The sequence below is a fragment of the Paracoccus sp. SSJ genome (assembly GCF_030234105.1).
GTDB lineage: Bacteria > Pseudomonadota > Alphaproteobacteria > Rhodobacterales > Rhodobacteraceae > Paracoccus > Paracoccus denitrificans.
This window is the reverse complement of the sequence record NZ_JASSPE010000004.1, coordinates 42,376-66,308: the sequence shown is the minus strand read 5'-3', so window position 1 is coordinate 66,308 and position 23,933 is coordinate 42,376. Positions and strand designations below refer to the sequence as shown.

The window sequence follows — 23,933 nt, the reverse complement described above, 5'->3', positions numbered from 1 at the left end:
GCGTCAAGCGCGCGACGCTTGCGCGAGCCCGCGCCAACCCCTATAGAAAGGCGCAACGCGGGTGTAGCTCAATGGTAGAGCAGCAGCCTTCCAAGCTGAATACGTGGGTTCGATTCCCATCACCCGCTCCATCCTTTCCCCTGCACGCCGCACCCGCCCGCCCGAAACCGGCTTTTTCCGTTTACCAAATACCCCGGGGGGAGCGTCTCGGGCGCCCCGCCCAGGGGCGCATGAGGCGCGGGGGGCAGAGCCCCCTGCCGCCGCGCCCTTCCGTTCCCGCCCGCCAGGCCCTATATCCTGCGGGCAAGCCGCCCGACCAACCGCCCGACGCGCCGAAAGGAAGCCCATGTCCCAGAAAGCGATGCAGCGCCTGTCCTTCTTTCTGCTGATGGGCCTGACGCTCTATGCCTCCTTCCTGGGCGCGGGCTGAAGGGGGCGGCGATGGCAAAGCGTTTCGGCGGCCGTTTCTCGCCCCAGCCCCGGTTGGACGGAACCGACCCGCGCCCGCCCGCGCGTCCCGCACCGGGCGAGATCCGGCACCCGCTGGAATCGCGCACCCGCTGGGTCACCATCATGGCGATCCCCTTCCTCATCAGCGCCTTCTGGCAGGATCCGGCCGGACTTGCCCTGCATCTGATCGCCTTCGGCAGCATCGCCTCGGGCATGTGGATGACGCGCGAGGGATTGCAGGCCGAAGCCGCCTATGACGCCCGCCGCATCGCGCGTCGCCCGGCGATCCCGCGCAAGCTGTTCGGCGGCATCCTGACCGGGCTCGGCCTTGCCATCGGCTCCTATGTCCCGGGCGCCGAGGCCGGTGCCGGGGTGATCGGCGTCGCCGGCGCCATGCTGCACTGGCTGGCCTTCGGCAGCGACCCGATGCGCGACAAGGGCATGGAGGGCATCGACGGCGTCCGTCAGGACCGCGCCCAGCGCATCGTCGCCGAGGGCGAGGCGCATCTGAAGGCCATGCAGGACGCCATCCTGCGCACCGGCGACCGCCGGCTCGAGGCCCGCGTGGGCATGTTCGCCGCCGCCGCGCGCGAACTTTTCGCCCATGTCGAGGACAATCCCGACAATATTGCCGCCCTGCGCCGCTATCTCAGCGTCTATCTGCAGGGCGCGCGCGATGCGACGGTCAAGTTCGCCGATCTCTATGCCCAGACCCGCGACCCGCGCGCCCGCCAGGATTACGAAACGCTGCTGAACGACCTGGAAGGCGAATTCGCCGCCCGTCGCGCCAAGCTGCTGGAGGGCGGCCGCTCGGATCTGGACATCGAGATCAGCGTGCTGCGCGACCGGCTGGCGCGCGAGGGGGTGCGACCTCAACCCACGCCCTCCGAGCCCGCCGAATTGCAGCGCCCGATGACCCTCGACGACCTGCTGATCCCGCGCGAATCCGAAAAGCCGCGCCGCTAGACCATGCCCCGTTTCGCCTTGTTGATCGAATATGACGGCAGCCCCTTTGCCGGCTGGCAGGCCCAGGCCGAGCGGCCCAGCGTGCAAAGCACCATCGAGGCGGCGCTCGGCCGGCTCGACCCCGGCTTCGCTGCCGGCGCGCGGATCGCGGCAGCCGGGCGCACGGATGCCGGCGTGCATGCCACCGGCCAGGTCGCCCATGCCGATCTGGCGCGCGACTGGGATCCGTTCCGGCTGTCCGAGGCACTGAACTGGCATCTCAAGCCCGCCCCCGTCGCCATCCTGGCCGCGGCGCGGGTGGCGGACGATTTCCACGCCCGCTTCTCGGCGCATGAGCGGCGCTATCTGTTCCGGCTGGTCGCCCGCCGTGCGCCGCTGACCCATGATCGCGGCCGCGCCTGGCAGGTGCCGCATCGGCTGGACCTGGCGGCCATGCGCGCAGGCGCGGCGCATCTGCTGGGCCGGCACGATTTCACCACCTTCCGCTCGACCATGTGCCAGGCGAACAGCCCGGTAAAGACGCTGGACGAGTTGACCATCGACGAGGCCGAGATCCCGCAGGGCCGCGAATACCGCTTTTTCCTGCGGGCGCGGTCCTTCCTGCACAATCAGGTGCGCTCGATCGTCGGCACGCTGGAGCGGGTCGGCGCCGGCGCCTGGACGCCCGGGCGCGTGGCCGAGGCGCTGGCCGCATGCGACCGCGCCGCCTGCGGGCCGGTCTGCCCGCCGCAGGGGCTTTACCTGACCGGCGTGGGCTACGAGACCCCGCCCTTCTATGACAGCCGCTGATCCGGCAGCCGCGCGCGGCGCAGGCATGGCCTGGCAGATAGCCGACGGGATGGCGCTATCGTCGCCGGCGCCTTACGCCCTACGTCTTGCGCGTTCCCGTTTCCGTGCCAACTGCACTGGCAAGCCTATGGACCAAGCAGCGGCCTGCCGCCGGAACGCGGGCGGCGGGTGAAATGGGATGCGGAAAACGGCCGGTCCTACTTGCGGCCGCGCCGGCGGGGCCGCTCGTCCTTGTAAAGCACCGTCAGGACGGTGCGCCAGATGATCCACAGATCCAGCGCCAGCGTCCGGTTCCTCTGATAGATCAGGTCGATCTTCAGCTTGGTCGGCAGGCAGCGCCCGGCATAGGCGGCCTCGGTCGCCTCGGCGCTCTTGCAGCGGCGCAGGATGCGGTCCTCGTGGCGATGATAGATCAGCGTCGCAAGGCCGGTGACGCCGGGACGACTTTTCAGCACCTGGCCATAGACGGTGGGATAGCGTTCGACATATTCGCGGATGGTCGGGCGCGGGCCGACGAAGCTCATGTCGCCCTTGAGGATGTTGAACAGCTGCGGCAATTCGTCGATGCGCGTGCGGCGCATGAAATGGCCCAGCGGCGTGATGCGCCATGCCTTGTGCGCGCCGGTGACGCCGAAATCGCCCTCTTGCCGCAGCATGGTGCGGAACTTGAGATGGGTGAAGGTCCGCCCCGGCGCGACCATGCGCGGCGCGGCGTAAAAGATCGGCCGTCCCTGCACGATCAGCAGGATCAGGGCAAAGACCGCCATGACGATGGACAGCGGCACCAGCAGGACCAACGCCAGGACGATGTCGAACAACCGCTTCGACAGGGGCATGGTCGCCACACGGGTCGCATGCACCTCGCCCTTGAACCACGACATCTCGGGCTGGGGCAATGTGGCGAACCGTGCGATATCGGCCTTTTCCCAATCTTGGTGAATCGTCACATTTCCGTCCCGCGTTTGGCGCTATGGCTAACCTTTCCCGCCTAGCATAGCACTCTCGATTCTTGAATGGCTTCAAGGGTCAAACTGCGCCAGACTTGCGCAAGCGTGTCCTTTCGGCCAGTCTTTGCTCATTCTTGGACAACCGGGGCGGGATTCATGCGGAAATTTCTGGTGGTTCTGGACGATTCACGCGAATGCCTGAACGCTATCCGCTATGCTGCGCTGCGCGCGGCCAAGACCGGCGGCGGGGTGCAGGTGCTGGCGGTGATTCCGGCCAACGCCATCCAGCACGGCATGGGCGTCGCCGATGTCATGCGCGCCGAAGCCTATGAGCGGATCGAGGCGCATTACGAGGTCTTTGCCAAATGGATGCGCGACCGCCCCGGCATCGAGCCCGAGCTGGTGGTGCGCGAGGGCGAGCCGGGGGCCGAGCTTCTGGCCCAGATCCACGACGACCCCGAGATCGGCGTGGTGGTGCTGGCGGCCTCGACCGAAAGCGCGGGGCCGGGGCCGCTGGTCACCCGGCTGACGCGCGAGGTGGCCAGCCTGCCCTGCCCGGTCACCATCGTGCCCGGCGACATCTCGCGCGAGCGGCTGGAACAGATCACCTGACGGGCCGGACGCTGCGGCGAATGGTCGCTGGCCCTGCCCGCGGCCGCCGCATCGCTTCGGCCGCGCCGCCCAGGATGGCGCAAACGGGTCGCCGGCGCCCGTGCCGGCAAATTTCGTCGCGGTCGCAAGACTTGCCCGCCGAGGCGGCATGCCGGTCCGACTTGACTTGACCACCCTTCGATCCCCATATCCCCGGACAAAGGAGCCCGCGCCATGTTCATCCAGACCGAGACCACCCCGAACCCCGCGACGCTGAAATTCCTGCCGGGCGAAACCGTCCTGGGCAGCGGCACCGCCGATTTCCCCGCACCCGACACCGCGACCGCCAGCCCGCTCGCGCGCCGCATCTTTGCCGTGCCGGGCGTGACCGGGGTGTTCCTCGGTTCGGATTTCGTGACCGTGACCAAGGCCGAGGATGCGGTCTGGGACCACCTGAAGCCCTCGGTCCTGGGCGCAATCATGGAGCATTACCAATCCGGCGCCCCGGCCATCGAGGGCGCGACCGCCAGTGGCCATAACGACCAGGACGGGCCGGACGCGGAAATCGTCAACCAGATCAAGGAGCTGCTGGATACCCGCGTGCGCCCGGCCGTGGCGCAGGACGGCGGCGACATCACCTTTCACGGTTTCGATCGCGGCGTGGTCTATCTGCACATGCAAGGCGCCTGCGCCGGCTGCCCCTCGTCCACGCTGACGCTGAAGATGGGCATCGAGAACCTGTTGCGCCATTACATCCCCGAGGTGACCGAGGTGCGGCCCGTTGGCTGACGCGCTCTCGCTGGGCTTCGACACATCGGCCGCGCATTGCGCGGCCGCTTTGCTGCAAGGCGACCGCGTCCTGTTCCATCGCCACGAAGAGATGGCCCGCGGCCAGGCAGAGCGGCTGTTTCCGCTGCTTGGCGAGGTGCTGGCCGCGGCGGGGATCGGCTGGCGCGACCTCTCCGTCATCGGTTGCGGCATCGGGCCCGGCAATTTCACCGGCATCCGCATCTCGGTCGCGGCGGCGCGGGGGCTGTCGCTGTCGCTGGGCATCCCCGCCATCGGCGTCAGCGTGACCGAGGCCGCCGCGCATGGCCTGCCCCGCCCCTGCCGCGTCGCGGTGCCTTCACGCACGGGAGAGGTGATCTGGCAGGATTTCGGCACCGGGCAGGCCACCGGCCCGCAGCAATGCGCTTCGCATGACCTGCCGCCCGGCCCGGCGCCCCTGCCGCCGGCAATGCCCTTGGCCGAGGCCATTGCCCGCATCGCCGCCGCGCGTCGCGACCAGCCGGACCTACCGCGTCCGGCGCCGATCTACCTGCGCCCGGCCGACGCCGCGCCGGCGCGCGACCGCGGCCCGTTGATCCTGTCATGACCCCCGACGACCTGGCGGCACTGCACGACCGCTGCTTTGCCACGCATCCCCGGCCCTGGTCGGCAGCGGAGTTCGAGGCGCTGCTGGCCGGCCCGCCGAATTTCCTGCTGATCCGGCCGCAGGGCTTCCTGCTGGGCCGCGTCATCGCGGACGAGGCCGAGCTGCTGACGCTGGCCGTCGCACCCGAGGCGCGGCGGCAGGGGCTGGCCTCGGCGCTGCTTGCCGAATTCGCCGCCACGTCACGGGCGCGGGGCGCGCGCGAGGCCTTTCTGGAAGTCGCCTCGGACAATGCGGCCGCCATGGCGCTTTATGCCCGCGCAGACTGGGAAATCATTGGAAAACGACGGAATTACTACGCGCCCGGCGTGGATGCGGTGCTGATGCGGCGCACGCTCTGACCCAAGACAAGGTTGTTGACGGATTCCGGCCCATGCGTCCTAATCCCAACATCCCGGGCTGACTCGCCCGCAAACCGTCTTGAGGTCCGACATGTCCCTGATGAAATCCCTGCTCGCCGGCGCCTGCCTGACCTTGCTGCCCGTCGCAGCCCTGGCCGATCCGGCGCTGATCTTCGACCTGGGCGGCAAGTTCGACAAATCCTTCAACGAGGCGGCCTATAACGGCGCCGAGCGCTGGAAGGCCGAGACCGGCGGCACCTACAAGGAACTGGAGATGCAGTCCGAGGCGCAGCGCGAACAGGCCCTGCGCCGGCTGGCGCAGTCGGGCGCCAATCCCATCGTGATGACCGGCTTTGCCTTCGGCGAGGTGCTGAACAAGATCGCGCCGGACTATCCCGATACGAAATTCGTGATCATCGACATGGTGGTCGAACAGCCGAACGTGCAATCCGTCGTCTTCACCGAGGAGCAGGGCTCGTATCTGGCCGGCGTCGCGGCCGCCAAGGCCTCGAAATCCGGCACCGTGGGCTTCATCGGCGGCATGGACATCCCGCTGATCCACAAGTTCGAATGCGGCTATGCCCAGGGCTTCAAGGCCGCCAACCCGGACGGCAAGCTCATCATCAACTATACCGGCACCACGCCGGCCGCCTGGAACGACCCGGTGAAGGGGGGCGAGCTGCTCAAGGCGCAGGTCTCGCAGGGGGCGGACGTGGTCTACGCCGCGGCGGGCGGCACCGGCATCGGCGTCCTGCAGGCGGCGGCGGATGCCGGCGTGCTGTCGATCGGCGTGGACAGCAACCAGAACCACCTGCATCCGGGCATGGTGCTGACCTCGATGGTCAAGGGCGTGGACAATTCCGTCTATGAGGCCTTCAAGGCCGGGACCGAGGTCGAGCCGGGCGTCCGGGTCATGGACCTGGCCTCGGGCGGGGTGTCGCTGGCCATGGACGACAACAACAAGCCGCTGATCTCGGACGAGATCGCCGCCGCCATCGACACCGCCGCCAAGGCCATCGAAGCGGGCGAGATCAAGGTGCACGACTACATGACCGACAACACCTGCCCGGTGCAGTAATGCCGGCGGCCGGCGCGCTGCACGAGGCCCCGGCGATCGAATTGCGCGGGATCTCCAAGGCTTTCGGGCCGGTGCAGGCCAACAAGGACATCGACCTGGTCGTGCCGCGCGGCACAATCCACGGCATCATCGGCGAGAACGGCGCCGGGAAATCGACGCTGATGTCGATCCTCTACGGCTTCTATCGCCCCGATGCCGGAGAGATCCTGATCGGCGGCAAGCCCATCGCCATCGCCGACAGCCAGGCCGCGATCCGCGCCGGCATCGGCATGGTGTTCCAGCATTTCAAGCTGGTGCAGAACTTCACCGTGCTGGAAAACGTGATCCTGGGCGCCGAGGACGGCGGGCTCTTGCGCCCTTCGCTGTCCCGCGCGCGCGGCGCGTTGAAGCGGCTGGCCAGCGAATACGGGCTGCAGGTCGATCCCGATGCGCTGGTCGAGGAACTGTCGGTCGGCCACCAGCAGCGGGTCGAGATCCTGAAGGCGCTGTATCGCCAGGCCGACATCCTGATCCTGGACGAGCCGACCGGCGTGCTGACCCCGGCCGAGGCCGATCACCTGTTCCGAATCCTGCGCGGGCTGCGCGACGAGGGCAAGACCATCATCCTGATCACCCACAAGCTGCGCGAGATCATGGAGATCACCGACAATGTCTCGGTCATGCGGCGGGGCGAGATGGTGGCCTCGGTCAAGACCGCCGAGACCGGCCCCGCGCAACTGGCCGAGCTGATGGTGGGCCGCAAGGTGCTGTTGCGGGTGGAAAAGCCGCCCGCCCGCCCCGGCGCGCCGGTGCTGGAGGTGCGGGGATTGCGGATGGTCGATGCCGACGGCGTCGAGCGATTGCACGGCATCGACCTGGAGATCCGGGCGGGCGAGATCCTGGGCATCGCCGGGGTGGCGGGGAACGGGCAGACGCAGCTGCTGGAGGTTCTGGGCGGCTTTCCCGAGGCAGGGGCGAAGCTTCAGGGCGAGATCCGGCTCAACGGCAAGCCGCTGCCGCTGGGCGGCGCCGGGGCCGACGGCCGCGCCCGCCGCCAGGCCGGCGTCGGCCATGTCCCCGAGGACCGGCAGGCCGAGGGGCTGATCATGGATTTCACCGCCTGGGAGAACGTCGCCTTCGGCTATCACCACGCGCCGGAGTTCCAGAACGGCATGCTGATGGACAATGCCGCCATCCGCGCCGATGCGATGGGCAAGATCCAGCATTTCGACATCCGCCCGCCGAACCCGGACCTTGCCGCCCGGAATTTCTCGGGCGGCAACCAGCAGAAGATCGTGGTGGCGCGCGAGGTCGAGCGCAATCCCGACCTGCTGCTGATCGGCCAGCCGACGCGCGGGGTGGATATCGGCGCCATCGAGTTCATCCACAAGCGCATCGTCGCGTTGCGCGATGCGGGCAAGGCCGTGCTGCTGGTCTCGGTCGAGCTCGACGAGATCATGGCGCTGTCGGATCGCATCGCCGTCATGTTCGACGGCCGCATCATGGGCGAACGCCTGGCCGACGAGGCGACGACCGGCGATCTGGGCTGCCTGATGGCCGGGGTCGATCCCGCCATGACGCCGCCCGAGGCGGCGATCCCGCCGGCGGCCGCGCCGGGGACGGATGCCGGCGACGGTGCGGGATGAGCCGTCGCATGCCTCCGGCGGGAGTATTTGGAAAACGGAGAAAACCGGGAGAGGCGGGCTGATGGAGCGAATGCCGAAATGGGCGGATGTGATCCTGACGCCGCTGATCTCGCTGGCGCTGGCCTTCGGCATCTCGGCGCTGGTGATCCTGGCCATCGGGGAAAGCCCGGTCGAGGCGCTGAAGGTGATGGTCCAGGGTGCGCTGGGATCCAGCTATGGCTGGGGCTTCACCCTGTATTACACCACGAATTTCGTCTTTACCGGCCTAGCGGTGATGGTCGCCTATCATGCGGGGCTGTTCAACATCGGCGGCGAGGGACAGGCGGCCCTGGGCGGGCTTGGCGTCGCGCTGGTGGTGCTGGCCCTGCCTTGGCCGCATTGGGCCCTGGCGCTGCCGGCGGCGGCCATGGGGGCTGCGCTGTTCGGCGCGCTTTGGGCGCTGGTTCCGGCCTGGTTGCAGGCCCGGCGCGGCAGCCATATCGTCATCACTACCATCATGTTCAACTTCATCGCCGCGGCGCTGCTGAATTACGTCCTGGTCAACCTGCTGCGGCCGGTGGGCAGCATGGACCCGGCCTCGGCCCGGTTCCCGGCAGCGGTCCATCTGCCCAAGCTTTCGGACATGGCGCTGGGGCTTGGCATCGAATGGGGCCGGAACACGCCCGCCAACGTCACCTTCTTCGTCGCCGTCGCCGCCTGCGTGCTGGTCTGGCTGCTGATCTGGCACACCCGGCTGGGCTATGAGATCCGCGCCTTCGGCAAGTCCGAGCCGGCAGCGCTTTACGCCGGGATCTCGCCGGTGCGGATCACGGTCCTGGCCATGCTGATCTCGGGCGCACTGGCCGGGCTGATGGCGATCAACAACGTCATGGGCGAGGCCGAGCGGCTGATGCTGAACGCCGTCGAGGGCGCCGGCTTCATCGGCATCGCCGTGGCGCTGATGGGCCGCAACCATCCGCTTGGCGTCCTGCTGGCGGCGCTTCTGTTCGGCTTCCTCTATCAGGGCGGGGGCGAACTGGCGCTGTGGACCTCGATCCCGCGCGAGCTGATCGTGGTCATCCAGGCGCTGGTGATCCTGTTCACCGGGGCGCTGGACAACATGGTGCGCATGCCGCTGGAGCGGCTGTTCACGGCGCTGCGCCGGAAGGGGGCATGATGGATTTCGCGACCGTGATCCAGATCCTCGATTCGGCCGTGCGGCTGATGACCCCCCTGCTGCTGGCCTGCCTGGCCGGGCTTTATTCGGAACGGGCCGGCGTCTTCGACATCGGGCTGGAGGGCAAGATGCTGATGGCGGCCTTTACCTCGGCCTCGGTCGCCTATGCCACCGGCAACGCCTGGCTGGGGCTGCTGGCGGGAATCGGGGGCGCCGTGGCGATGGCCGGGCTGCACGGGCTGGCCTCGATCAGCTTCCGGGGCAACCAGTTGATCTCGGGCGTGGCGATCAACTTTCTCGCCTCGGGGCTGACGGTGCTTCTGGGGCAGAAGATCTTCGGGCTGGGCGGTCGCACGCCGTCGCTCTCGGGCGCGGCGCGGTTCGGCGAGATCACCCTGCCCTTTGCCGACACCCTGCGCCCGGTGCCGGTGATCGGTCCGATCTATGCCGAGCTGATCTCGGGTCACACCATTCTGGTCTATATCGCCTTCGCCATGGTGCCGCTGACCTGGTGGGTGCTCTACCGCACCCGCTTCGGATTGCGGCTGCGCGCGGTGGGCGAGAACCCGGCCTCGGTCGACACCGCCGGCGTGTCGGTCACCCGGCTGCGCTACGGCGCCGTGATGATCTGCGGCGTGCTGTGCGGCATCGCCGGGGCCTATCTGGCGACCGGCATCTCGGCCGGCTTCGTCAAGGAGATGACCGCCGGGCGCGGCTTCATCGCGCTGGCGGCGCTGATCTTCGCCAAGTGGCGGCCTTGGAGCGCGCTTTTCGCCACCTTCCTGTTCGGGCTGATGGAGGCGGTGGCGAACCGCTTTCCGAACCTTGACCTGGGGCTCATCACCGTGCCCTCGATGTTCATGAACGCCCTGCCCTATATCCTGACCGTCATCATCCTGGCCGGCTTTGTCGGCCGTGCCATTCCGCCGCGCGCGGGAGGAGAGCCCTATGTCAAGGAACGCTGAGCTTGCGCGGCTGATCCGCGACCGCGCCGGGGACGGGCCGCCGGAATACGGGCTGATCCTCGGCTCGGGGCTTGGGCATCTGGCGGCCGCGGTCGAGGGCGTCGCGATCCCCTATTCCGACCTGCCGGGCTTTCCGCATGCCGGGGTGTCGGGCCATGTGCCGCAACTGGTCGTGGGACGGTTGGACGGGCGCCGCGTCGCGGTCCTGGGCGGGCGGGCGCATTACTACGAATCCGGCCGCGCCGATGTCATGCGACTGCCGCTGGAGGTGCTGAAGGCGCTGGGTTGCGACCGGCTGATCCTGACCAATGCGGCAGGCAGCCTGCGGGCCGACATGCCGCCGGGATCGCTGATGCTGCTTTCGGATCACATCGCCTTTGCCGGCACCAACCCGCTGATCGGCGAAGCCAGCGAGGCGCGCTTCGTGCCGATGACCGATGCGCATGATCCGGCGATCCGCGCCGGTCTGAAGGCCGCCGCCAAGGCAGAGGGGATCGCGCTGCCCGAGGGGGTCTACTGCTGGTTCTCGGGGCCTAGCTTCGAGACCCCGGCCGAGATCCGCGCCGCCCGGGTGCTGGGCGCCGATGCGGTCGGCATGTCCACCGTGCCCGAGGTGATCCTGGCGCGCTTCCTGGGCCTTCGCTGCGCCGCCGTCTCGGTCATCACCAACATGGGCGCGGGTCTTTCGGACGAATCGATCAGCCACGAGCATACCAAGGCCATGGCGCCGCTGGGCGCAGCCAAGCTGGAACGCATCCTGCGCCGCTTTCTCGGCCAGGGCGCCTGACCCCCGCTTCACCGTTCTTCAAATACTCCCGCCGGAGGCGACCGGGCTTGCCGCCGGCGCCGGCCCTGGCAAGGTCAGGCCCGCCAGCGCCGCCTCGACCCGCGCCGCTGCGGCATCCAGGTCGTCCAGGCCGTCCAGCGCCACCACCGGGCCGCGACCGTCGTCATGGCGCGCGCGGTGCCTTTCATAGCGCGGGTCGTAATGGTCGCGCATCAGCCCTTCGGCCAGCCCGCTCCAGTCGGCGGCAGCGATCATGCGCAGCCAGGCTTCGATCCGGTCGGCCGGGTGCAGCGGGCGCAGCAGGTTCACGATCCGCGCCACTGCCTGGGGATCGGCGCAGGTATCGGCATAGGCGCGGGCGGTATAGGCGGCGCGGGCCTCGACCGGGACGGCAAGGCGGAGGCGCGGCGCGGCGACGATCGCCTGCCAGATGCCGCGCGGCAGGTTCAGGTCGCCGATGCGCGAGCTTTCCGCCTCGACCAGCAGCGGCCGGCCGGGGTCCAGCGCCTCAAGCGCCATGGCAAGGCGGCATTCGAACAGCTTCTGGCTGGGCTGGCCGCCCGGCATGGCGCCGAACAGGCTGCCGCGGTGGTTCGCAAGCCCCTCAAGGTCGATGACCTGATGGCCCCGGGCGGCGAGGCGGTGCAGGATCTCGGTCTTGGCGCTGCCGGTATTGCCGTCCAGCACCACCACCGGGGCAGCGACGGCTGCAGTGACGCGCTCGACCACCAGCGCCCGCCATGCCTTGTAGCCGCCCTCGATGCGCCCGACCCGCCAGCCGATCTGCTGGAGGATGGTGGCAAAGGCGCCCGAGCGCTGCCCGCCGCGCCAGCAATAGACCAGCGGCCGCCAGCCACCGCCGAAACCGGCCAGCGGCCCGGCGATATGGCGCGCGGCATTGGCGGCGACCATGGCACCGCCCAGCTTGCGGGCATCGAAGGGAGAGACCTGCTTGTAGATCGTGCCGACCTGCACGCGCTCCTCGTCCGAGAGCACCGGCAGGTTGATCGCGCCCGGCAAATGATCCTCGGCGAATTCGAGGGGCGAGCGCGTGTCGATGATGGTGTCGAACCCGGACAGCGCCGGATCCGACAGCGATTTCAGGCGGATGTCCACTTAGTAGACATAGACCGGCGTGCCGATTGGCACCTGCTCGAACAGGTCCATCACCGCCTCGTTGCGCATGCGGATGCAACCGTTCGAGACGGCGCGGCCGATCGAGTTCGGCTCGGTCGTGCCGTGGATGCGGATCGAGGTGTCGTTGCCCTTGGCGTCGTAAAGATACAGCGCCCGCGCACCCAGCGGGTTGGTCGGGCCGCCCGGCATGCCGTCCGCCCAGCGGGCATATTGCCCGGGATTGCGCTTGATCATCGCCGGCGTGGGGGTCCAGCTGGGCCATTCGGTCTTGCGCCCGACGGTGGCGCGGCCTTTCCAGACCAGTTCAGCCTTGCCGACGGCGACGCCGTAGCGGACCGCCCGGCCCGGTGCAACGACGTGGTAAAGGAAGAAGTCCTTCGAGACCACGACGATGCTGCCGACCTCGAAATCGTTGCGGATCGAGACTTCGGTCGGGGCATAGGGGTCGCGCTTGGGCTCGGCCTGCGTGGTCAGCGCCGCGGGCTGCGCCTGTGCCAGAGCCAGCGAGGGCACGGCCACCAGCGGCAAGGCGGCCATCAGCATCTGTCTGCGGTTCATCTGTCCGTCCTGAATCCTTGCGTTTCTTGATCATGCGCCTAACCGCTTGGGCGCCCGGGATCAACTCAAAGCGCCGTGACGCGGTTGAAACGCGCGGCAAGCGTGCCTAGCTTGCATCGGGAAAGGACCCCCCGCCATGACCTGTGCGACCTGTGCCGCCATTCCCCGCCCGCCGCGCCGGGCCGCCACGCGCGCCCCGCATCTGTGCCGGGGCCGGGGCGGGCGCGGGTGCCGCTGCCATGTCGCGGCCCGTCCGCATCTGGCCCGCCCCGTGCTGGCCGGCGACGGCCATCCGCTGCGCTGGCGCCGGGAACCAGGCGACGGGCCGCAGCCCGGGCAGATCCTGCACCATCCGCCGCAATATCCGCAGGCTCCGCCGATCCCTGTCTGAATCGCGTCTTTTTCGCCATTCTGACAGGACAATCCGATGAAACATCACCAGAACGATGCCGAGCTGACCGTCACCGGCATGAGTTGCGCCTCTTGCGTGGGCCGCGTCGAAAAGGCGTTGGCCGCCGTGCCGGGCGTCGAAGAGCCGCGGGTCAACCTGGCCACCGGCCGGGCGCATTTCCGCCTGACCGCGCCCGAGGCCCTGCCCCGCGCCGTCGAGGCGCTGGCGGGCGCCGGCTATCCCGCCGCACCGCTTGAAACCCGCCTGAGCATCGAGGGCATGAGCTGCGCCTCTTGCGTGGGCCGCGTCGAAAAGGCGCTGGCGGCGCTGCCCGGCGTGACCTCGGCGCAGGTCAACCTGGCCACCGCCAGCGCCACCATCCATCATTCGCCCGGCGTCTCGCCGCAGGCGCTGGCCGATACCGTGACCGCCAAGGGCTATCCCGCCGAGCTGCAGGCCGAGGCCGGCCATCACATGCACGACCATGGCGGCGATGCGGCGAGCATGAAGCGCAACTTCCTGGTCGCGCTGGTGCTGACCCTGCCGGTCTTTGTCGCCGAGATGGGCGGCCATGCCTTTCCGGCCTTCCATCACTGGCTGCACATGGCGCTTGGCCAACAGACGCTCTGGGTGCTGGAGTTCCTGCTGACCACCGCCGTCCTGGCCGGGCCGGGACGGGTGTTCTTCCGCGTCGGCTTTCCCGCGCTCATGCGCCGCGCGCCCGAGATGAACAGCCTTGTCGCGCTTGGCGCCTCGGCGGCGTGGCTTTACTCGACCGTGGCGACCTTTGCACCAGGCGTGCTGCCGGCGGATTCGGTGCATGTCTATTTCGAGGCCGCCGCCGTCATCGTCACGCTGATCCTGCTGGGCCGCTGGCTGGAGGCGCGCGCCAAGGGCCGCGCCGGCGACGCCATCCGCCGGTTGATCGAACTGGCCCCCGACAGCGCCCATGTCCAGCGCGACGGCCGGATCGTGGAAATCCCGGTGGCCGAACTGCGCCCCGGCGACATCGTGCACCTGCGCCCCGGCGAACGGGTGGCCGTGGACGGCGTGCTGACCGAAGGCAGCGGCGTCATCGACGAATCCATGCTGACGGGCGAGCCGGTCCCGGTCGCCAAGCAGCCCGGCGACACGGTCACCGGCGGCACGGTGAACGGCAATGCAGCACTGGCCTATCGCGTGACCGCGACCGGCGGCGACACGGTGCTGGCCCGCATCATCCGCATGGTCGAGGACGCGCAGGCCACCAAGCTGCCGGTGCAGGCGCTGGTGGACCGGATCACCGCGGTCTTCGTCCCGGTGGTGATCGGGTTGGCGCTGCTGACCTTCGTGCTGTGGATGATCTTCGCCGGCTCGCTGGGACAGGCGCTGGTCGCGGCGATCTCGGTCCTGATCATCGCCTGCCCCTGCGCCATGGGGCTGGCGGTGCCGGTTTCGATCATGGTCGGCACCGGGCGCGGCGCCGAGTTGGGCGTGCTGTTCCGGCGCGGCGACGCGCTGCAAAGGCTGGCCGAGGCGCGCATCGTCGCCCTGGACAAGACCGGCACGCTGACCCAGGGAGCACCCGCCCTGACCGCCATCGAGGCCGAGGACATCGAGCCCCTGGACGCCCTGCGCCTTGCCGCCGCTGCCGAGGCGCGTTCCGAGCATCCGCTGGCGGCCGCCATCGTCGGCGCCGCCCGCGACAAGGGGCTGGACCTGCCCCCGGCCGAGGCGGTTCAGGCCGCGGTAGGGCGCGGACTTTCGGCGCGGGTCGAGGGGCGGGCGCTGCTTATCGGCAATGCCGCCGCGCTGACCGAGGCCGGCATCACCCCCTCGCCCACAATGATCGCCGCGGCCGAGGGCTGGGCGGCGAACGGCGCGACCCCCGTGCATCTGGCAGTGGACGGCCGGCACGCCGCGGCCATGGCGCTGGCCGATCCGATCCGCCCCGAGGCGGCAGAAACCATCGCCGCGTTGCACGCGCTTGGCCTGCAAACCGCGATGATCTCGGGCGACGTGCAGGCCACGGCCGAGGCGGTCGGGCGCAAGCTGGGCATCGACACGGTGACGGCGGGCGTCCTGCCCGAAGGCAAGCTGGCCGCCATCCGCGAGATGGGGGGCGGCACGGTCTTTGTCGGCGACGGCATCAACGACGCCCCGGCGCTTGCCGCGGCCGAAACCGGCATCGCCATCGGCACCGGCACGGACGTCGCCATCGAATCGGCCGAGGTGGTGCTGGTCGGCGGCGATCCGATGGGTGTCGCGCGGGCTATCCGCCTGTCACGCAGCGTCATGCGCAATATCCGGCAGAATCTGTTCTGGGCCTTCGGCTACAATGTCGCCCTGATTCCCGTGGCCATGGGGGCGCTGGTGCCCTTTGGCGGGCCGCAGATGTCACCCATGCTGGGGGCCGGGGCGATGGCGCTTTCCTCGGTCTTCGTGGTCAGTAACGCGTTGCGATTGAGGCGTGCCGCATGATGCTGAGAACCCTTGTCCTGATCCTGGCCCTTGCGGCCATGCCGGCGGCAGCGACGCCGCTGCGCATCCTGGCCTTCGGCGACAGCCTGACCGAAGGCTACGGCCTGCCCCGCAAGGACGGGCTGGTGCCGCAATTGCAGGACTGGCTGAGGGCACGCGGCCATGACGTGCTGGTGCTGAACGGCGGGCTCTCGGGCGACACCACGGCGGGCGGGCGGGTGCGGATCGGCTATTCGCTGGCCCGCCACAAGCCCGATGCGGTGATCGTCGAGCTGGGCGGCAACGACCTGCTGATGGGCTTTGCCCCGCAGATGGTCGAGGGCAACCTGGATTCGATCCTGGGCCAGGCCGGCAGGGGCGGCCGGCCGCTGCTGCTGGTCGGCATCGCCTCGCCCGACCACGACGACCCCCTGCGCCGCGACTGGGCCGGGATCTGGCCGCGCATGGCCACGCAGCACGATGCCCTGCTGATGGAGAACCTGTACCAGCCGCTTTTCGACCTGCCGGGCGACGGCTACAAGGCCATGCTGCAACCCGACGGGCTGCATGCCTCGGCCAAGGGCGTCGGCCTGATCGTGCGATCGCTGGGCCCCAAGGTCGAGGCGCTGATCGAAAAGGCCGAAGCCCGCCGCTAATGCGCGTGGCCGGGCATGCGCTTGTTGTCCACCGGCAGGTGGGCCTGAACCTCGCCGCAGGAACCGAAATCCAGCGTCAGCGCCAGCTGATCGCCATCCGCAAGCGGATGCTTCAGTCCCATCAGCATCACATGATCACCGCCCCGCACCAATTCGTGCCGGGCACCGGCGGGGATCTGGATCGGATCGGCCTTGACCATCCGCATCACGCCCCCTTCGTCGCGATGCGTGTGCAGCTCTGCGCGCTCGGCCGCGTCCGAGGCGACCGAGGAAAGCGTGCAGGCAGCGGCGCCGCGATTCTCGATCACCATGAAGGCGGCGCCGGATCGGGGATTGGCGGCGCGGGCATAGCCGTCATGGACCGCCAGCGCCGCATCCTGCGCCGGCGCGGCAAGGGGGATCAGGCCAAGGCAAAGGGCGGGCAGCAGCGGTTTCATCTCTTCATCCTCGCGCATCGGGCCAAGCCTAGCGCCGGATGAGGCCGGCCGCATCCCCATTCCGCCGCGAGGGGTGCGCGCCATGGAAAAGGCCCGCCGGTCGGGGCGGGCCTTGATGCGATGCCTTGCCGGGGATCAGAGGCGCGAGGCCACGTTTTCCCAGTTCACCAGGTTGTTCAGGAAATTTTCCAGGTATTTCGGCCGGGCGTTGCGGAAGTCGATGTAATAGCTGTGCTCCCACACGTCGCAGCCCAGAAGCGCGGTCTGGCCGAAGCAAAGCGGGTTCACGCCGTTCTCGGTCTTGGTGACCTTCAGGCTGCCGTCCTTGTCCTTGACGAGCCAGGCCCAGCCCGAACCGAACTGGCCGACGCCGGCCTCGGCGAATTTCTTCTTGAATTCGTCCACCGAACCGAAGGCTTCGGTCAGGGCCTTTTCCAGCTCGCCCGGGATGGCGCCGGGGTTCGGGCCCATCATTTCCCAGAACTGGGCATGGTTCCAGTGCTGGCTGGCATTGTTGAAGATGCCGTTCTGCGCCACGGCGCCCGACTGGTAGGTGCCCTTGACGATGTCCTCGAGGCTCTTGCCTTCCCATTCGGTGCCTGCCACCAGCTCGTTCAGCTTGTCGACATAGGCCTTGTGGTGCTTGTCGTGGTGGTATTCCAGCGTCTCCTTGGACATGCCGCCAGCAGCCAGCGCGTCGTGAGCATAGGGAAGATCGGGAAGCGTGAAGGCCATTTTCGATTTCCTTTCCAACGGTTTCGGATTGTTGTTCTGGCACAGCTGCCAAACGGGGAAAAGCCCTGTCGGCCGCTAAACGCCTTCAACGCGGCGCGGGTTCCTGCCCTATCCACCGCCGGGAGAGCCGCAGACCCCGGTTCCGGTCATGACGTTGTCGTAGCCAAGCGCCGTCGCCGTCACCCGCGCGCTGCCATCGGCCTTTTGCACCGTCAGCCGATAGTCCAGCCGGTCGGTCCGCTGCCCCGAGGCATTGCGCACCCCGGCCAGCGCCCAGCCATAGCTGCGGCTGGTGCGGTCGTCGGTGGTGATCCGCGCCTCGATCGGCTGGCCGACGAGCCGTTGCAGGATCGGGTCGAAAACCTCGATCCGGCCCTGGCGCGGGCCGGCGGTCTGGCGGGTCAGCATGATGAACTCGGGCACCCAGCCGGTGCCGCTTTCATCGACCATCTGGCACATCATCACCACCGGCGGCTCTTGCCCCCAGTCCTGCGCCCGGACGGCGGGAACCGGCATCACGAGGCCGGCAAGCAGAAGGGCGGGCAGAAGCAGGGCGGAACGCATGGAATCAACCGGATGGAATTTCACCCTCCATCCATACGCCGCCCTGCCGCAGCCACAAGCCCCGGCGCGGCCCTAGCGCGGGTCGAGCTGCGTGCCCGGCACCGCCGCGCCGGTCAGGATGCCGCGCAGGTAGTCGGTGACCGAGCGAAAGCCGATCAGCACATAGCCGTCCGCCTCGCGCCAGATGCCGCAGGCGACCTGCGCCGCGCGGGTGCGGCGCAGCCCGTCCTGGGGCATCGCCGCCAGATCGGCCGGGCACAGCTTCATCAGCACGTCCAGCGCCTTGGCGCCCTGGATGCGGAACACCGCGCGCATGTCGCTGACATCCAGCACCAGCGCATGCTCGGTCGCAAGCGCGTCCTGCAACGCGGCCAGCGCCTCGGCCGTCTCGGCCCGGGGCAGCACCAGCAACAGCTCGTCCGGCGACATCCAGCCCAGGGTCCGGCTGCCGTCGGTGGTGATGCGGCCCTGTCCGGGCAGCGCAACCCCTGCCGCCTCGGCGATGGCATCGCCCGCGCGTGTCAGGTCGGCGCGGATCTGGATCATGCCCCAGTCCTGCACCTGCGAGATCCTTGCCAGTGCCTCAGCCATTCGCCCGGCTCCCTTCCTTGTCGTAGAAGACCGGATCGACGATCCGCGCCTTGTAGCTTTCCTGACCCGCGACGGGGAACTCCAGCACCTCGCCCATGCGTTCGGGGCCCTGCCGCACCAGCCCCATGGCGATGGGCCGGTCCAGGGTCGGCGACATGTAGGTCGAGGTCACGCGGCCCTGCACCTTGCGCTGGCCGTTGGCATTCGCGCCCTGATCGACCGCATAGACGCCGTCGGGCAGCACCCGTCCATCCAGGCTTTCCAGGCCCACCAGCTTCCAGCGGCCGGGATCGGTCATAAAGCTGCGCTCTTGCGCGCGCTTGCCGATATAGTCGGCCTTCTTCTTGCTGATCGCCCAGGACATGCCCAGATCCTGCGGGATCACCGTGCCGTCGGTTTCGTCGCCGATCATGATGAACCCCTTTTCGGCGCGCATGACGTGCATGGCCTCGGTGCCGTAGGGAGTGACGTTCAGGTCGCGGCCGGCCTCATGCAGCTTTTCCCAAAGCTCCAGGCCCCGGTTCGCCGGCACCGCCACCTCGAAGCTGAGCTCGCCCGAAAAGCTGATGCGATAGACGCGGGCGGGGATGCCGGCGATCTCGCCCTCGATCCAGCCCATGAAGGGCAGCGCCTCGGGCGAAAGGTCGATCTTGCCGCCCAGCCGTTCCAGCAGCACGCGGGCCTTGGGGCCGACCACGGCGACCTGCGCCCATTGCTCGGTGACGTTGGCGGTCCAGACCTTCCAGTCCCACCATTCGCATTGCAGCCAGTCCTCGAAATGGCCGTGCATGCGCTCGGCGCCGCCGGTGGTGGTGTGGACAAGCCAGGTGTCCTCGGACAGCCGCGCGGCCACGCCGTCGTCGATGAGAAAGCCGTTCTCGCTGCAGATCAGGCCATAGCGGCACTTGCCGATGGGCAGGCTGGACATCATGCCGGTATACATCATGTCGAGGAACCTGCCCGCATCGGGCCCCTTGACGATGATCTTGCCCAGCGTCGAGGCGTCGAGCGTGCCGACCGAGGCGCGCACCGCCCGGATCTCGCGCGCCACCGCGTCGCCATGGCTTTCGCTGCCCTTCGGATAGCAATAGGGGCGGCGCCAATGGCCGACCGGCTCGAAGAACGCGCCCTGCGCTTCGTGCCAGCCATGCATGGGCGTCTTGCGCAAGGGCTGGAAGATCTCGCCCCGCGCCTCGCCGGCGATGGTGCCCAGGGTCAGCGGCGTATAGGGCGGGCGGAAGGTCGTCGTGCCCGTGGCCGGGATCGGCTGGTTCAGCGCATTGGACAGAACGGCGAGGCCATTGATATTGCTTACCTTTCCCTGGTCGGTCGCCATGCCCAGCGTGGTGTAGCGCTTGGTATGCTCGACGCTGTGATAGCCTTCCTGCGCGGCCAGTTCGACATCCGAGACCTTCACGTCGTTCTGGAAGTCGAGCCACATCTTGAATTTCATCTTGCGCGTGGCGTGGGCCGGCATGACCCAGACCGGCATGGTGGCCGATTCCGCCTGCGCGCCGGTCAGTTCCGGGACCAGCAGGTCGCCCGCCGCCGCACCCACGCAGCTTGCCATCGCCTTGCCGTCCGCGCCGGTCGGCGGGCGGTTCGGGTCCGGGGCGAACATCGACTGCGCGTCGGACCAGTTCAGCTTGCCGCCGCAATGGCTCCACAGATGCACCACCGGGGACCAGCCGCCGGACATGGCGACGCAATCGGCATCGATGGTTTCGGTGACCTGACCCGAGCCGGAATGCGCGCAAAGCTTGACCGCCTCGACGCCGTGGCCGCCCTTGACGCCGGCGATGGCGCTGCCGGTCAGCACGCGCACGCCCCGCGCGCGCACCGCCGCGGGCAATGCGCCCTCGGCCGTGCTGCGGGCATCGATCACCGCGGCCACGTCCAGCCCCGCATCCAGCGCCACCAGCGCGGTGCGATAGGCGTCGTCGTTATTGGTCACCACGACGATCCTGCGGCCCGGCGCGACGCCGTAATCGTTGATGTAGTCGCGCACGGCCGAGGCCAGGATCACGCCCGGCACGTCGTTGCCGGCAAAGCTCAGCGGCCGTTCCAGCGCGCCGGTGGCGACGACCACATGGCCGGCGCGGATGCGCCACAGGCGCTGGCGCGGAATGCCGGCGTTCGGGTCGTGATCGGCCAGCGATTCCCGCACCAGCAGATAGCCATGGTCGTAAAGCCCCGTCGCCTGGGTCGAGCGACGCAGGGTGACGTTGGCCATGCCCTGCAGTTCCGCCAGCAACGCGTCGACGCGGGCCTGGCCGTCGGCATGGTCGGTGGGGGTGCGGCCGCCGAAATGCGGGGTCTGCTCGACCAGCCAGACCGACCTGCCGGCGCGGGCCGCGTCGCGCGCCGCGGTCAGCCCGGCGATGCCGCCGCCGACGACCACGACATCCACATGGGCATAGGCCTGTTCGTATTTGTCCGGGTCGGCCTCGGTCGGCGCCTTGCCCAGGCCGGCCGAGCGGCGGATGATCGGCTCGAACACATGCTTCCAGAACGGGCGCGGATGCATGAAGGTCTTATAGTAGAAGCCCGCCGGGAAGAAGCGATAGAGCCAGTTGTTGATCGCGCCGATATCAGCGTTCAGGCTGGGCCAGGCGTTCTGGCTGGCGGTGACCATGCCGCCAACCAGCGGCGTGGTGGTGGCGCGCTGGTTCGGCTCGAACCGGCCGCCCTGGCCCAGGCCGAGCAGCGCGTTCGGCTCTTCGGCACCCGAGGCGATGGGGCCGCGCGGGCGGTGATACTTGAAGCTGCGGCCCATCATCAGCTGGCCGTTCGCCAGCAAGGCCGAGGCAAGCGTGTCGCCCGCGACCCCGCGCATCTGGCGGCCGTCGAAGCGAAAGGGCAACTGATAGGCGCGGTCGATCAGGCGGCCGCCGCGCGGCAGGCGAAAGGGTCCGGTCTCGGTCATGCGTTCAGGCTTTCGGCGGAAGTGTCAGCAGGGGTCTGGGTCGTGGGCTCGGCCAGCCAGTCGGGCTGCCAGTCCGGGCGATGCGCCTGGATGGCGGCGACGATCTCGGGCGTGGGATGCGGGGTCTGGGCGCTGTAGGTCCCAAAGACCTGAAGCGTCGCCGTGTCGCGCGCGGCCATGAACCACTTGCCGCAGCCATAGGCATGGCGCCAGCGTTCGAAATGCACCCCCTTGGGGTTCTTGCGGGCGAAAAGATAGGCCTCGAACTCCGCATCCGTCGAGCCGGGGCCAAAGCGCTTCAGATGCGCCTCGCCGCCGGGCTGGAGTTCGGTTTCCTCGGCCGCGATGCCGCAATAGGGACAGGTCAGGGTCAGCATGGATCACTCCTTGGGCGGCAGGTCGCGCAGGCAGGCCGGCGTCCCGATGGACGGCCGGACGCGCAGAAGGTCGATGGAAAGCTGGGAGGCGTCGGGAAACCCGCGGCCGGGACTCGCCCGCAGATACGCAAGGCCGCTGCGGCTGGCGCGGATCGCGGGGGCGGCTTGCGCAGGGGAATAGGGCTGCGCGTTCAGTCGCAGGGATGCCGGGCCCGGATGGCGGCGCGGCACGGCATGGCAAGGAACCGAGGGGCGAAACGCCCCCCGGCCCTCGGGAGAAGGGGCGTCCGAAGACGCCGGGACAAGCGCCTTAGTTGGTGGAAGGCGCCGCAGGCTCGGCCGGAGCCGGAGCAGCGGGATCAGCCGGAGCAGCGTCGACCGGCGGTTCGACCGAGACAGCGCCGTCGTCAACAGGCGCGGGTTCGGACGAGACGGCCGGCGCGGCCGGCGGTTCGGTCGCAGTCGGCTCGGTGCCCGAGGACACGAACCAGTAAATGACGACCAGCACGACGACGACGACGCCGACGATGAGCCAGAGGTTGCTCTTGTTCTGTTCGGCCATGAAGAAAGCTCCTTGGTCATGGTGACGTAACTAAACAATTCACCAAACAAGAAAGAGTTTCCCATAGGTTGCAGGGAATTTTCTGCGGCCGGAGCGGGATGGGCAAAAATCGGGCCAAAACCCGGGGTTGCCGGCAGGATCATGCCCGCACCGCCCATCAATGCGCCACCCCCGCGGCGACGCTTTCGTCGATGAAGCGGCCTTCGGCAAAGCGGCTGAGCCCGAAATCGGCGGCCAGCGGGCCGGGCTGGCCCTTGGCGACCAGCTCGGCCATGGCCCAGCCCGAGCCGGGGATGGCCTTGAAACCGCCGGTGCCCCAGCCGCAGTTGACGAAGATGTTGCCGACCGGCGTGGTCGACAGGATCGGCGAGCGGTCGCCGGTCATGTCCACGATACCGCCCCATTGCCGCAGCATCTTGAGCCGCGAGAGCATCGGGAAGGTCTCGATCAGCGCACGCACCGTTTCTTCGACATGGTGCCAGGAACCGCGCTGGGTATAGTTGTTGAAGCCGTCGGTGCCGCCGCCGATCACCATCTCGCCCTTGTCGGATTGCGACAGGTAGCCGTGGACGGTGTTGGCCATGATGACGATGTCGCAGCAGGGCTTGATCGGCTCGGAAACCAGCGCCTGCAGCGCCAGCGATTCGATGGGCAGGCGGAAGCCGGCCATCTCGGCCAGCACCGAGCTGTGCCCGGCGGCGATCAGCGCCAGCTTGTCGCATTCGATCCGGCCCTTGCCGGTGTTCACCGCGACGACCTGACCGCCCTGGGTCTCGACCCCCGTCACTTCGCAGTTCTGGATGATGTGCATGCCCATGGCCGAGCAGGCGCGGGCATAGCCCCAGGCCACGGCATCGTGCCGCGCGGTGCCGCCGCGCTCCTGATAGAGCCCGCCCAGGACCGGATAGCGCGGCCCCTCGATATTGATGATCGGCAACATGTCCTTGATGCGCTTGGGGCTGACCCATTCGGTCGCCACACCCTGCAACTGGTTCGCGTAGACCGTGCGCTTGTAGCCGCGCACCTCATGCTCGGTCTGCGCCAGCATCAGAAGGCCGCGCGGGCTGAACATGATGTTGTAGTTCAGGTCCTGGGACAGATTCTCATAGAGCTTCAGCGCCTTGTCATAGATCGCCGCCGAAGGATCCTGCAGATAGTTCGAGCGGATGATGGTGGTGTTGCGGCCGGTATTGCCGCCGCCCAGCCAGCCCTTTTCGATCACCGCGACATCGGTGATGCCGAAGTTCCTGCCCAGGTAATAGGCGGTGGCGAGGCCATGGCCGCCGGCGCCGACGATGACGACCTGGTATTTCTTCTTGGGCTCGGGACTGGCCCAGGCGCGTTTCCAGCCGGTATGCAGCCGCATCGCCTCGCGCGCGATGGCGAAGACCGAATAGCGGCCGGTGCTGGAACTTGCAGATGCGGGCATGGCG

At 68.7% G+C, this 23,933-nt stretch carries 25 protein-coding genes and 1 tRNA gene; 15 read left to right on the top strand and 11 right to left on the bottom strand.

Features of this window, described 5'->3' with window-relative positions:
• Positions 1 to 57 precede the first annotated feature (57 nt).
• The 3 genes from QPR87_RS05585 (at position 58) to truA (ending at position 2,205) form a co-directional block, all read left to right on the top strand.
• Positions 58 to 131, top strand: a tRNA-Gly gene (locus QPR87_RS05585).
• A 310-nt stretch (positions 132 to 441) separates the two neighbouring features.
• Complete coding sequence (locus QPR87_RS05580) at positions 442 to 1,416, top strand: 5-bromo-4-chloroindolyl phosphate hydrolysis family protein (protein ID WP_011746880.1); 975 nt, start codon at positions 442 to 444, stop codon at positions 1,414 to 1,416.
• Positions 1,417 to 1,419: 3 nt separating this feature from the next.
• Positions 1,420 to 2,205: a tRNA pseudouridine(38-40) synthase TruA gene (gene truA, locus QPR87_RS05575; protein WP_285048711.1), complete on the top strand. Its 786-nt coding sequence runs from the start codon at positions 1,420 to 1,422 to the stop codon at positions 2,203 to 2,205.
• A gap of 197 nt (positions 2,206 to 2,402) precedes the next feature.
• Here the strand turns inward: truA and QPR87_RS05570 are convergent, their stop codons facing one another.
• Positions 2,403 to 3,152, bottom strand: coding sequence for a sugar transferase (locus QPR87_RS05570; protein WP_011746878.1), 750 nt, complete (start codon positions 3,150 to 3,152; stop codon positions 2,403 to 2,405).
• Positions 3,153 to 3,308: 156 nt separating this feature from the next.
• Between QPR87_RS05570 and QPR87_RS05565 the strand changes: the two genes are divergently transcribed.
• The 9 genes from QPR87_RS05565 (at position 3,309) to QPR87_RS05525 (ending at position 11,127) form a co-directional block, all read left to right on the top strand.
• Positions 3,309 to 3,764 carry a universal stress protein gene (locus tag QPR87_RS05565; protein WP_011746877.1) on the top strand — a complete coding sequence of 152 codons (456 nt, stop codon included), beginning with the start codon at positions 3,309 to 3,311 and terminating at the stop codon, positions 3,762 to 3,764.
• A 213-nt stretch (positions 3,765 to 3,977) separates the two neighbouring features.
• On the top strand, positions 3,978 to 4,532 hold the full coding sequence (locus tag QPR87_RS05560; protein WP_285048710.1) for a NifU family protein: 555 nt from the start codon (positions 3,978 to 3,980) through the stop codon (positions 4,530 to 4,532).
• Entirely contained in the window at positions 4,525 to 5,118 is a 594-nt protein-coding gene (gene tsaB, locus QPR87_RS05555) for a tRNA (adenosine(37)-N6)-threonylcarbamoyltransferase complex dimerization subunit type 1 TsaB (protein WP_285048709.1), read from the top strand. Before QPR87_RS05560 ends, tsaB begins: the two co-directional genes overlap by 8 nt.
• Positions 5,115 to 5,516: a GNAT family N-acetyltransferase gene (locus QPR87_RS05550; RefSeq protein WP_285048708.1), complete on the top strand. Its 402-nt coding sequence runs from the start codon at positions 5,115 to 5,117 to the stop codon at positions 5,514 to 5,516. Before tsaB ends, QPR87_RS05550 begins: the two co-directional genes overlap by 4 nt.
• A gap of 91 nt (positions 5,517 to 5,607) precedes the next feature.
• Positions 5,608 to 6,594 (top strand): BMP family lipoprotein, encoded by a 987-nt coding sequence (locus QPR87_RS05545; RefSeq protein ID WP_285048707.1) that lies wholly within the window; start codon positions 5,608 to 5,610, stop codon positions 6,592 to 6,594.
• Entirely contained in the window at positions 6,594 to 8,219 is a 1,626-nt protein-coding gene (locus QPR87_RS05540) for an ABC transporter ATP-binding protein (RefSeq protein WP_285048706.1), read from the top strand. Before QPR87_RS05545 ends, QPR87_RS05540 begins: the two co-directional genes overlap by 1 nt.
• A 61-nt stretch (positions 8,220 to 8,280) precedes the next feature.
• Positions 8,281 to 9,375, top strand: coding sequence for an ABC transporter permease (locus tag QPR87_RS05535; protein WP_041530076.1), 1,095 nt, complete (start codon positions 8,281 to 8,283; stop codon positions 9,373 to 9,375).
• Positions 9,375 to 10,340 (top strand): ABC transporter permease, encoded by a 966-nt coding sequence (locus QPR87_RS05530; RefSeq protein WP_285048705.1) that lies wholly within the window; start codon positions 9,375 to 9,377, stop codon positions 10,338 to 10,340. Before QPR87_RS05535 ends, QPR87_RS05530 begins: the two co-directional genes overlap by 1 nt.
• On the top strand, positions 10,324 to 11,127 hold the full coding sequence (locus QPR87_RS05525; RefSeq protein ID WP_285048704.1) for a purine-nucleoside phosphorylase: 804 nt from the start codon (positions 10,324 to 10,326) through the stop codon (positions 11,125 to 11,127). The genes QPR87_RS05530 and QPR87_RS05525 overlap by 17 nt, the downstream gene beginning before the upstream one ends.
• Before the next feature lie 18 nt (positions 11,128 to 11,145).
• On the opposite strand, the gene mnmH is transcribed toward QPR87_RS05525, so the two are convergent.
• Together mnmH and QPR87_RS05515 are read right to left on the bottom strand one after the other, a co-directional pair.
• Positions 11,146 to 12,243 (bottom strand): tRNA 2-selenouridine(34) synthase MnmH, encoded by a 1,098-nt coding sequence (gene mnmH, locus QPR87_RS05520; RefSeq protein ID WP_285048703.1) that lies wholly within the window; start codon positions 12,241 to 12,243, stop codon positions 11,146 to 11,148.
• Positions 12,244 to 12,822 (bottom strand): L,D-transpeptidase, encoded by a 579-nt coding sequence (locus QPR87_RS05515; RefSeq protein WP_011746867.1) that lies wholly within the window; start codon positions 12,820 to 12,822, stop codon positions 12,244 to 12,246.
• A 136-nt stretch (positions 12,823 to 12,958) separates the two neighbouring features.
• Here QPR87_RS05515 and QPR87_RS05510 point away from each other — a divergent pair, with 136 nt between their 5' ends.
• Genes QPR87_RS05510 through QPR87_RS05500 form a run of 3 tightly spaced genes read left to right on the top strand, consistent with a single transcriptional unit; the run spans position 12,959 to position 16,308 of the window.
• Positions 12,959 to 13,213, top strand: a complete 255-nt coding sequence (locus tag QPR87_RS05510) for a hypothetical protein (RefSeq protein WP_230998515.1) — start codon at positions 12,959 to 12,961, stop codon at positions 13,211 to 13,213.
• A 36-nt stretch (positions 13,214 to 13,249) separates the two neighbouring features.
• Positions 13,250 to 15,673, top strand: a complete 2,424-nt coding sequence (locus tag QPR87_RS05505) for a heavy metal translocating P-type ATPase (protein WP_285048702.1) — start codon at positions 13,250 to 13,252, stop codon at positions 15,671 to 15,673.
• Positions 15,670 to 16,308 carry an arylesterase gene (locus tag QPR87_RS05500; RefSeq protein ID WP_285048701.1) on the top strand — a complete coding sequence of 213 codons (639 nt, stop codon included), beginning with the start codon at positions 15,670 to 15,672 and terminating at the stop codon, positions 16,306 to 16,308. Before QPR87_RS05505 ends, QPR87_RS05500 begins: the two co-directional genes overlap by 4 nt.
• Here the strand turns inward: QPR87_RS05500 and QPR87_RS05495 are convergent.
• The 8 genes from QPR87_RS05495 to QPR87_RS05460 form a co-directional block, all read right to left on the bottom strand.
• Positions 16,305 to 16,745, bottom strand: coding sequence for a copper chaperone PCu(A)C (locus QPR87_RS05495; protein ID WP_049792348.1), 441 nt, complete (start codon positions 16,743 to 16,745; stop codon positions 16,305 to 16,307). The genes QPR87_RS05500 and QPR87_RS05495 overlap by 4 nt on opposite strands.
• A 135-nt stretch (positions 16,746 to 16,880) precedes the next feature.
• Positions 16,881 to 17,480 (bottom strand): superoxide dismutase, encoded by a 600-nt coding sequence (locus tag QPR87_RS05490; RefSeq protein WP_011746863.1) that lies wholly within the window; start codon positions 17,478 to 17,480, stop codon positions 16,881 to 16,883.
• A gap of 108 nt (positions 17,481 to 17,588) precedes the next feature.
• Positions 17,589 to 18,044: a hypothetical protein gene (locus QPR87_RS05485; RefSeq protein ID WP_285048700.1), complete on the bottom strand. Its 456-nt coding sequence runs from the start codon at positions 18,042 to 18,044 to the stop codon at positions 17,589 to 17,591.
• Between the two features lie 72 nt (positions 18,045 to 18,116).
• Positions 18,117 to 18,635 (bottom strand): sarcosine oxidase subunit gamma, encoded by a 519-nt coding sequence (locus tag QPR87_RS05480; RefSeq protein ID WP_285048699.1) that lies wholly within the window; start codon positions 18,633 to 18,635, stop codon positions 18,117 to 18,119.
• The gene (locus tag QPR87_RS05475; RefSeq protein WP_285048698.1) at positions 18,628 to 21,561 is read right to left on the bottom strand and encodes a sarcosine oxidase subunit alpha family protein; all 2,934 of its coding nucleotides are present in this window, start codon (positions 21,559 to 21,561) and stop codon (positions 18,628 to 18,630) included. Before QPR87_RS05475 ends, QPR87_RS05480 begins: the two co-directional genes overlap by 8 nt.
• Positions 21,558 to 21,938, bottom strand: coding sequence for a sarcosine oxidase subunit delta (locus QPR87_RS05470; protein ID WP_011746859.1), 381 nt, complete (start codon positions 21,936 to 21,938; stop codon positions 21,558 to 21,560). The genes QPR87_RS05475 and QPR87_RS05470 overlap by 4 nt, the downstream gene beginning before the upstream one ends.
• Before the next feature lie 310 nt (positions 21,939 to 22,248).
• Positions 22,249 to 22,500 (bottom strand): hypothetical protein, encoded by a 252-nt coding sequence (locus QPR87_RS05465; RefSeq protein WP_011746858.1) that lies wholly within the window; start codon positions 22,498 to 22,500, stop codon positions 22,249 to 22,251.
• 157 nt (positions 22,501 to 22,657) lie between these two features.
• Complete coding sequence (locus tag QPR87_RS05460) at positions 22,658 to 23,929, bottom strand: sarcosine oxidase subunit beta family protein (protein WP_285048697.1); 1,272 nt, start codon at positions 23,927 to 23,929, stop codon at positions 22,658 to 22,660.
• Positions 23,930 to 23,933 lie beyond the last annotated feature (4 nt).

Coding starts and splice junctions, on each gene's coding strand:
- QPR87_RS05515 (WP_011746867.1), bottom strand. CDS start 12,822: ATGAACCGCAGACAGATGCTGATGGCCGCCTTGCCGCTGGTGGCCGTG.
- QPR87_RS05540 (WP_285048706.1), top strand. CDS start 6,594: ATGCCGGCGGCCGGCGCGCTGCACGAGGCCCCGGCGATCGAATTGCGC.
- QPR87_RS05550 (WP_285048708.1), top strand. CDS start 5,115: ATGACCCCCGACGACCTGGCGGCACTGCACGACCGCTGCTTTGCCACG.
- QPR87_RS05535 (WP_041530076.1), top strand. CDS start 8,281: ATGGAGCGAATGCCGAAATGGGCGGATGTGATCCTGACGCCGCTGATC.
- QPR87_RS05490 (WP_011746863.1), bottom strand. CDS start 17,480: ATGGCCTTCACGCTTCCCGATCTTCCCTATGCTCACGACGCGCTGGCT.
- truA (WP_285048711.1), top strand. CDS start 1,420: ATGCCCCGTTTCGCCTTGTTGATCGAATATGACGGCAGCCCCTTTGCC.
- QPR87_RS05480 (WP_285048699.1), bottom strand. CDS start 18,635: ATGGCTGAGGCACTGGCAAGGATCTCGCAGGTGCAGGACTGGGGCATG.
- QPR87_RS05500 (WP_285048701.1), top strand. CDS start 15,670: ATGATGCTGAGAACCCTTGTCCTGATCCTGGCCCTTGCGGCCATGCCG.
- QPR87_RS05460 (WP_285048697.1), bottom strand. CDS start 23,929: ATGCCCGCATCTGCAAGTTCCAGCACCGGCCGCTATTCGGTCTTCGCC.
- QPR87_RS05495 (WP_049792348.1), bottom strand. CDS start 16,745: ATGAAACCGCTGCTGCCCGCCCTTTGCCTTGGCCTGATCCCCCTTGCC.
- QPR87_RS05580 (WP_011746880.1), top strand. CDS start 442: ATGGCAAAGCGTTTCGGCGGCCGTTTCTCGCCCCAGCCCCGGTTGGAC.
- QPR87_RS05560 (WP_285048710.1), top strand. CDS start 3,978: ATGTTCATCCAGACCGAGACCACCCCGAACCCCGCGACGCTGAAATTC.
- QPR87_RS05510 (WP_230998515.1), top strand. CDS start 12,959: ATGACCTGTGCGACCTGTGCCGCCATTCCCCGCCCGCCGCGCCGGGCC.
- QPR87_RS05475 (WP_285048698.1), bottom strand. CDS start 21,561: ATGACCGAGACCGGACCCTTTCGCCTGCCGCGCGGCGGCCGCCTGATC.
- QPR87_RS05525 (WP_285048704.1), top strand. CDS start 10,324: ATGTCAAGGAACGCTGAGCTTGCGCGGCTGATCCGCGACCGCGCCGGG.
- QPR87_RS05470 (WP_011746859.1), bottom strand. CDS start 21,938: ATGCTGACCCTGACCTGTCCCTATTGCGGCATCGCGGCCGAGGAAACC.
- QPR87_RS05565 (WP_011746877.1), top strand. CDS start 3,309: ATGCGGAAATTTCTGGTGGTTCTGGACGATTCACGCGAATGCCTGAAC.
- QPR87_RS05465 (WP_011746858.1), bottom strand. CDS start 22,500: ATGGCCGAACAGAACAAGAGCAACCTCTGGCTCATCGTCGGCGTCGTC.
- QPR87_RS05505 (WP_285048702.1), top strand. CDS start 13,250: ATGAAACATCACCAGAACGATGCCGAGCTGACCGTCACCGGCATGAGT.
- QPR87_RS05530 (WP_285048705.1), top strand. CDS start 9,375: ATGGATTTCGCGACCGTGATCCAGATCCTCGATTCGGCCGTGCGGCTG.
- QPR87_RS05485 (WP_285048700.1), bottom strand. CDS start 18,044: ATGCGTTCCGCCCTGCTTCTGCCCGCCCTTCTGCTTGCCGGCCTCGTG.
- QPR87_RS05545 (WP_285048707.1), top strand. CDS start 5,608: ATGTCCCTGATGAAATCCCTGCTCGCCGGCGCCTGCCTGACCTTGCTG.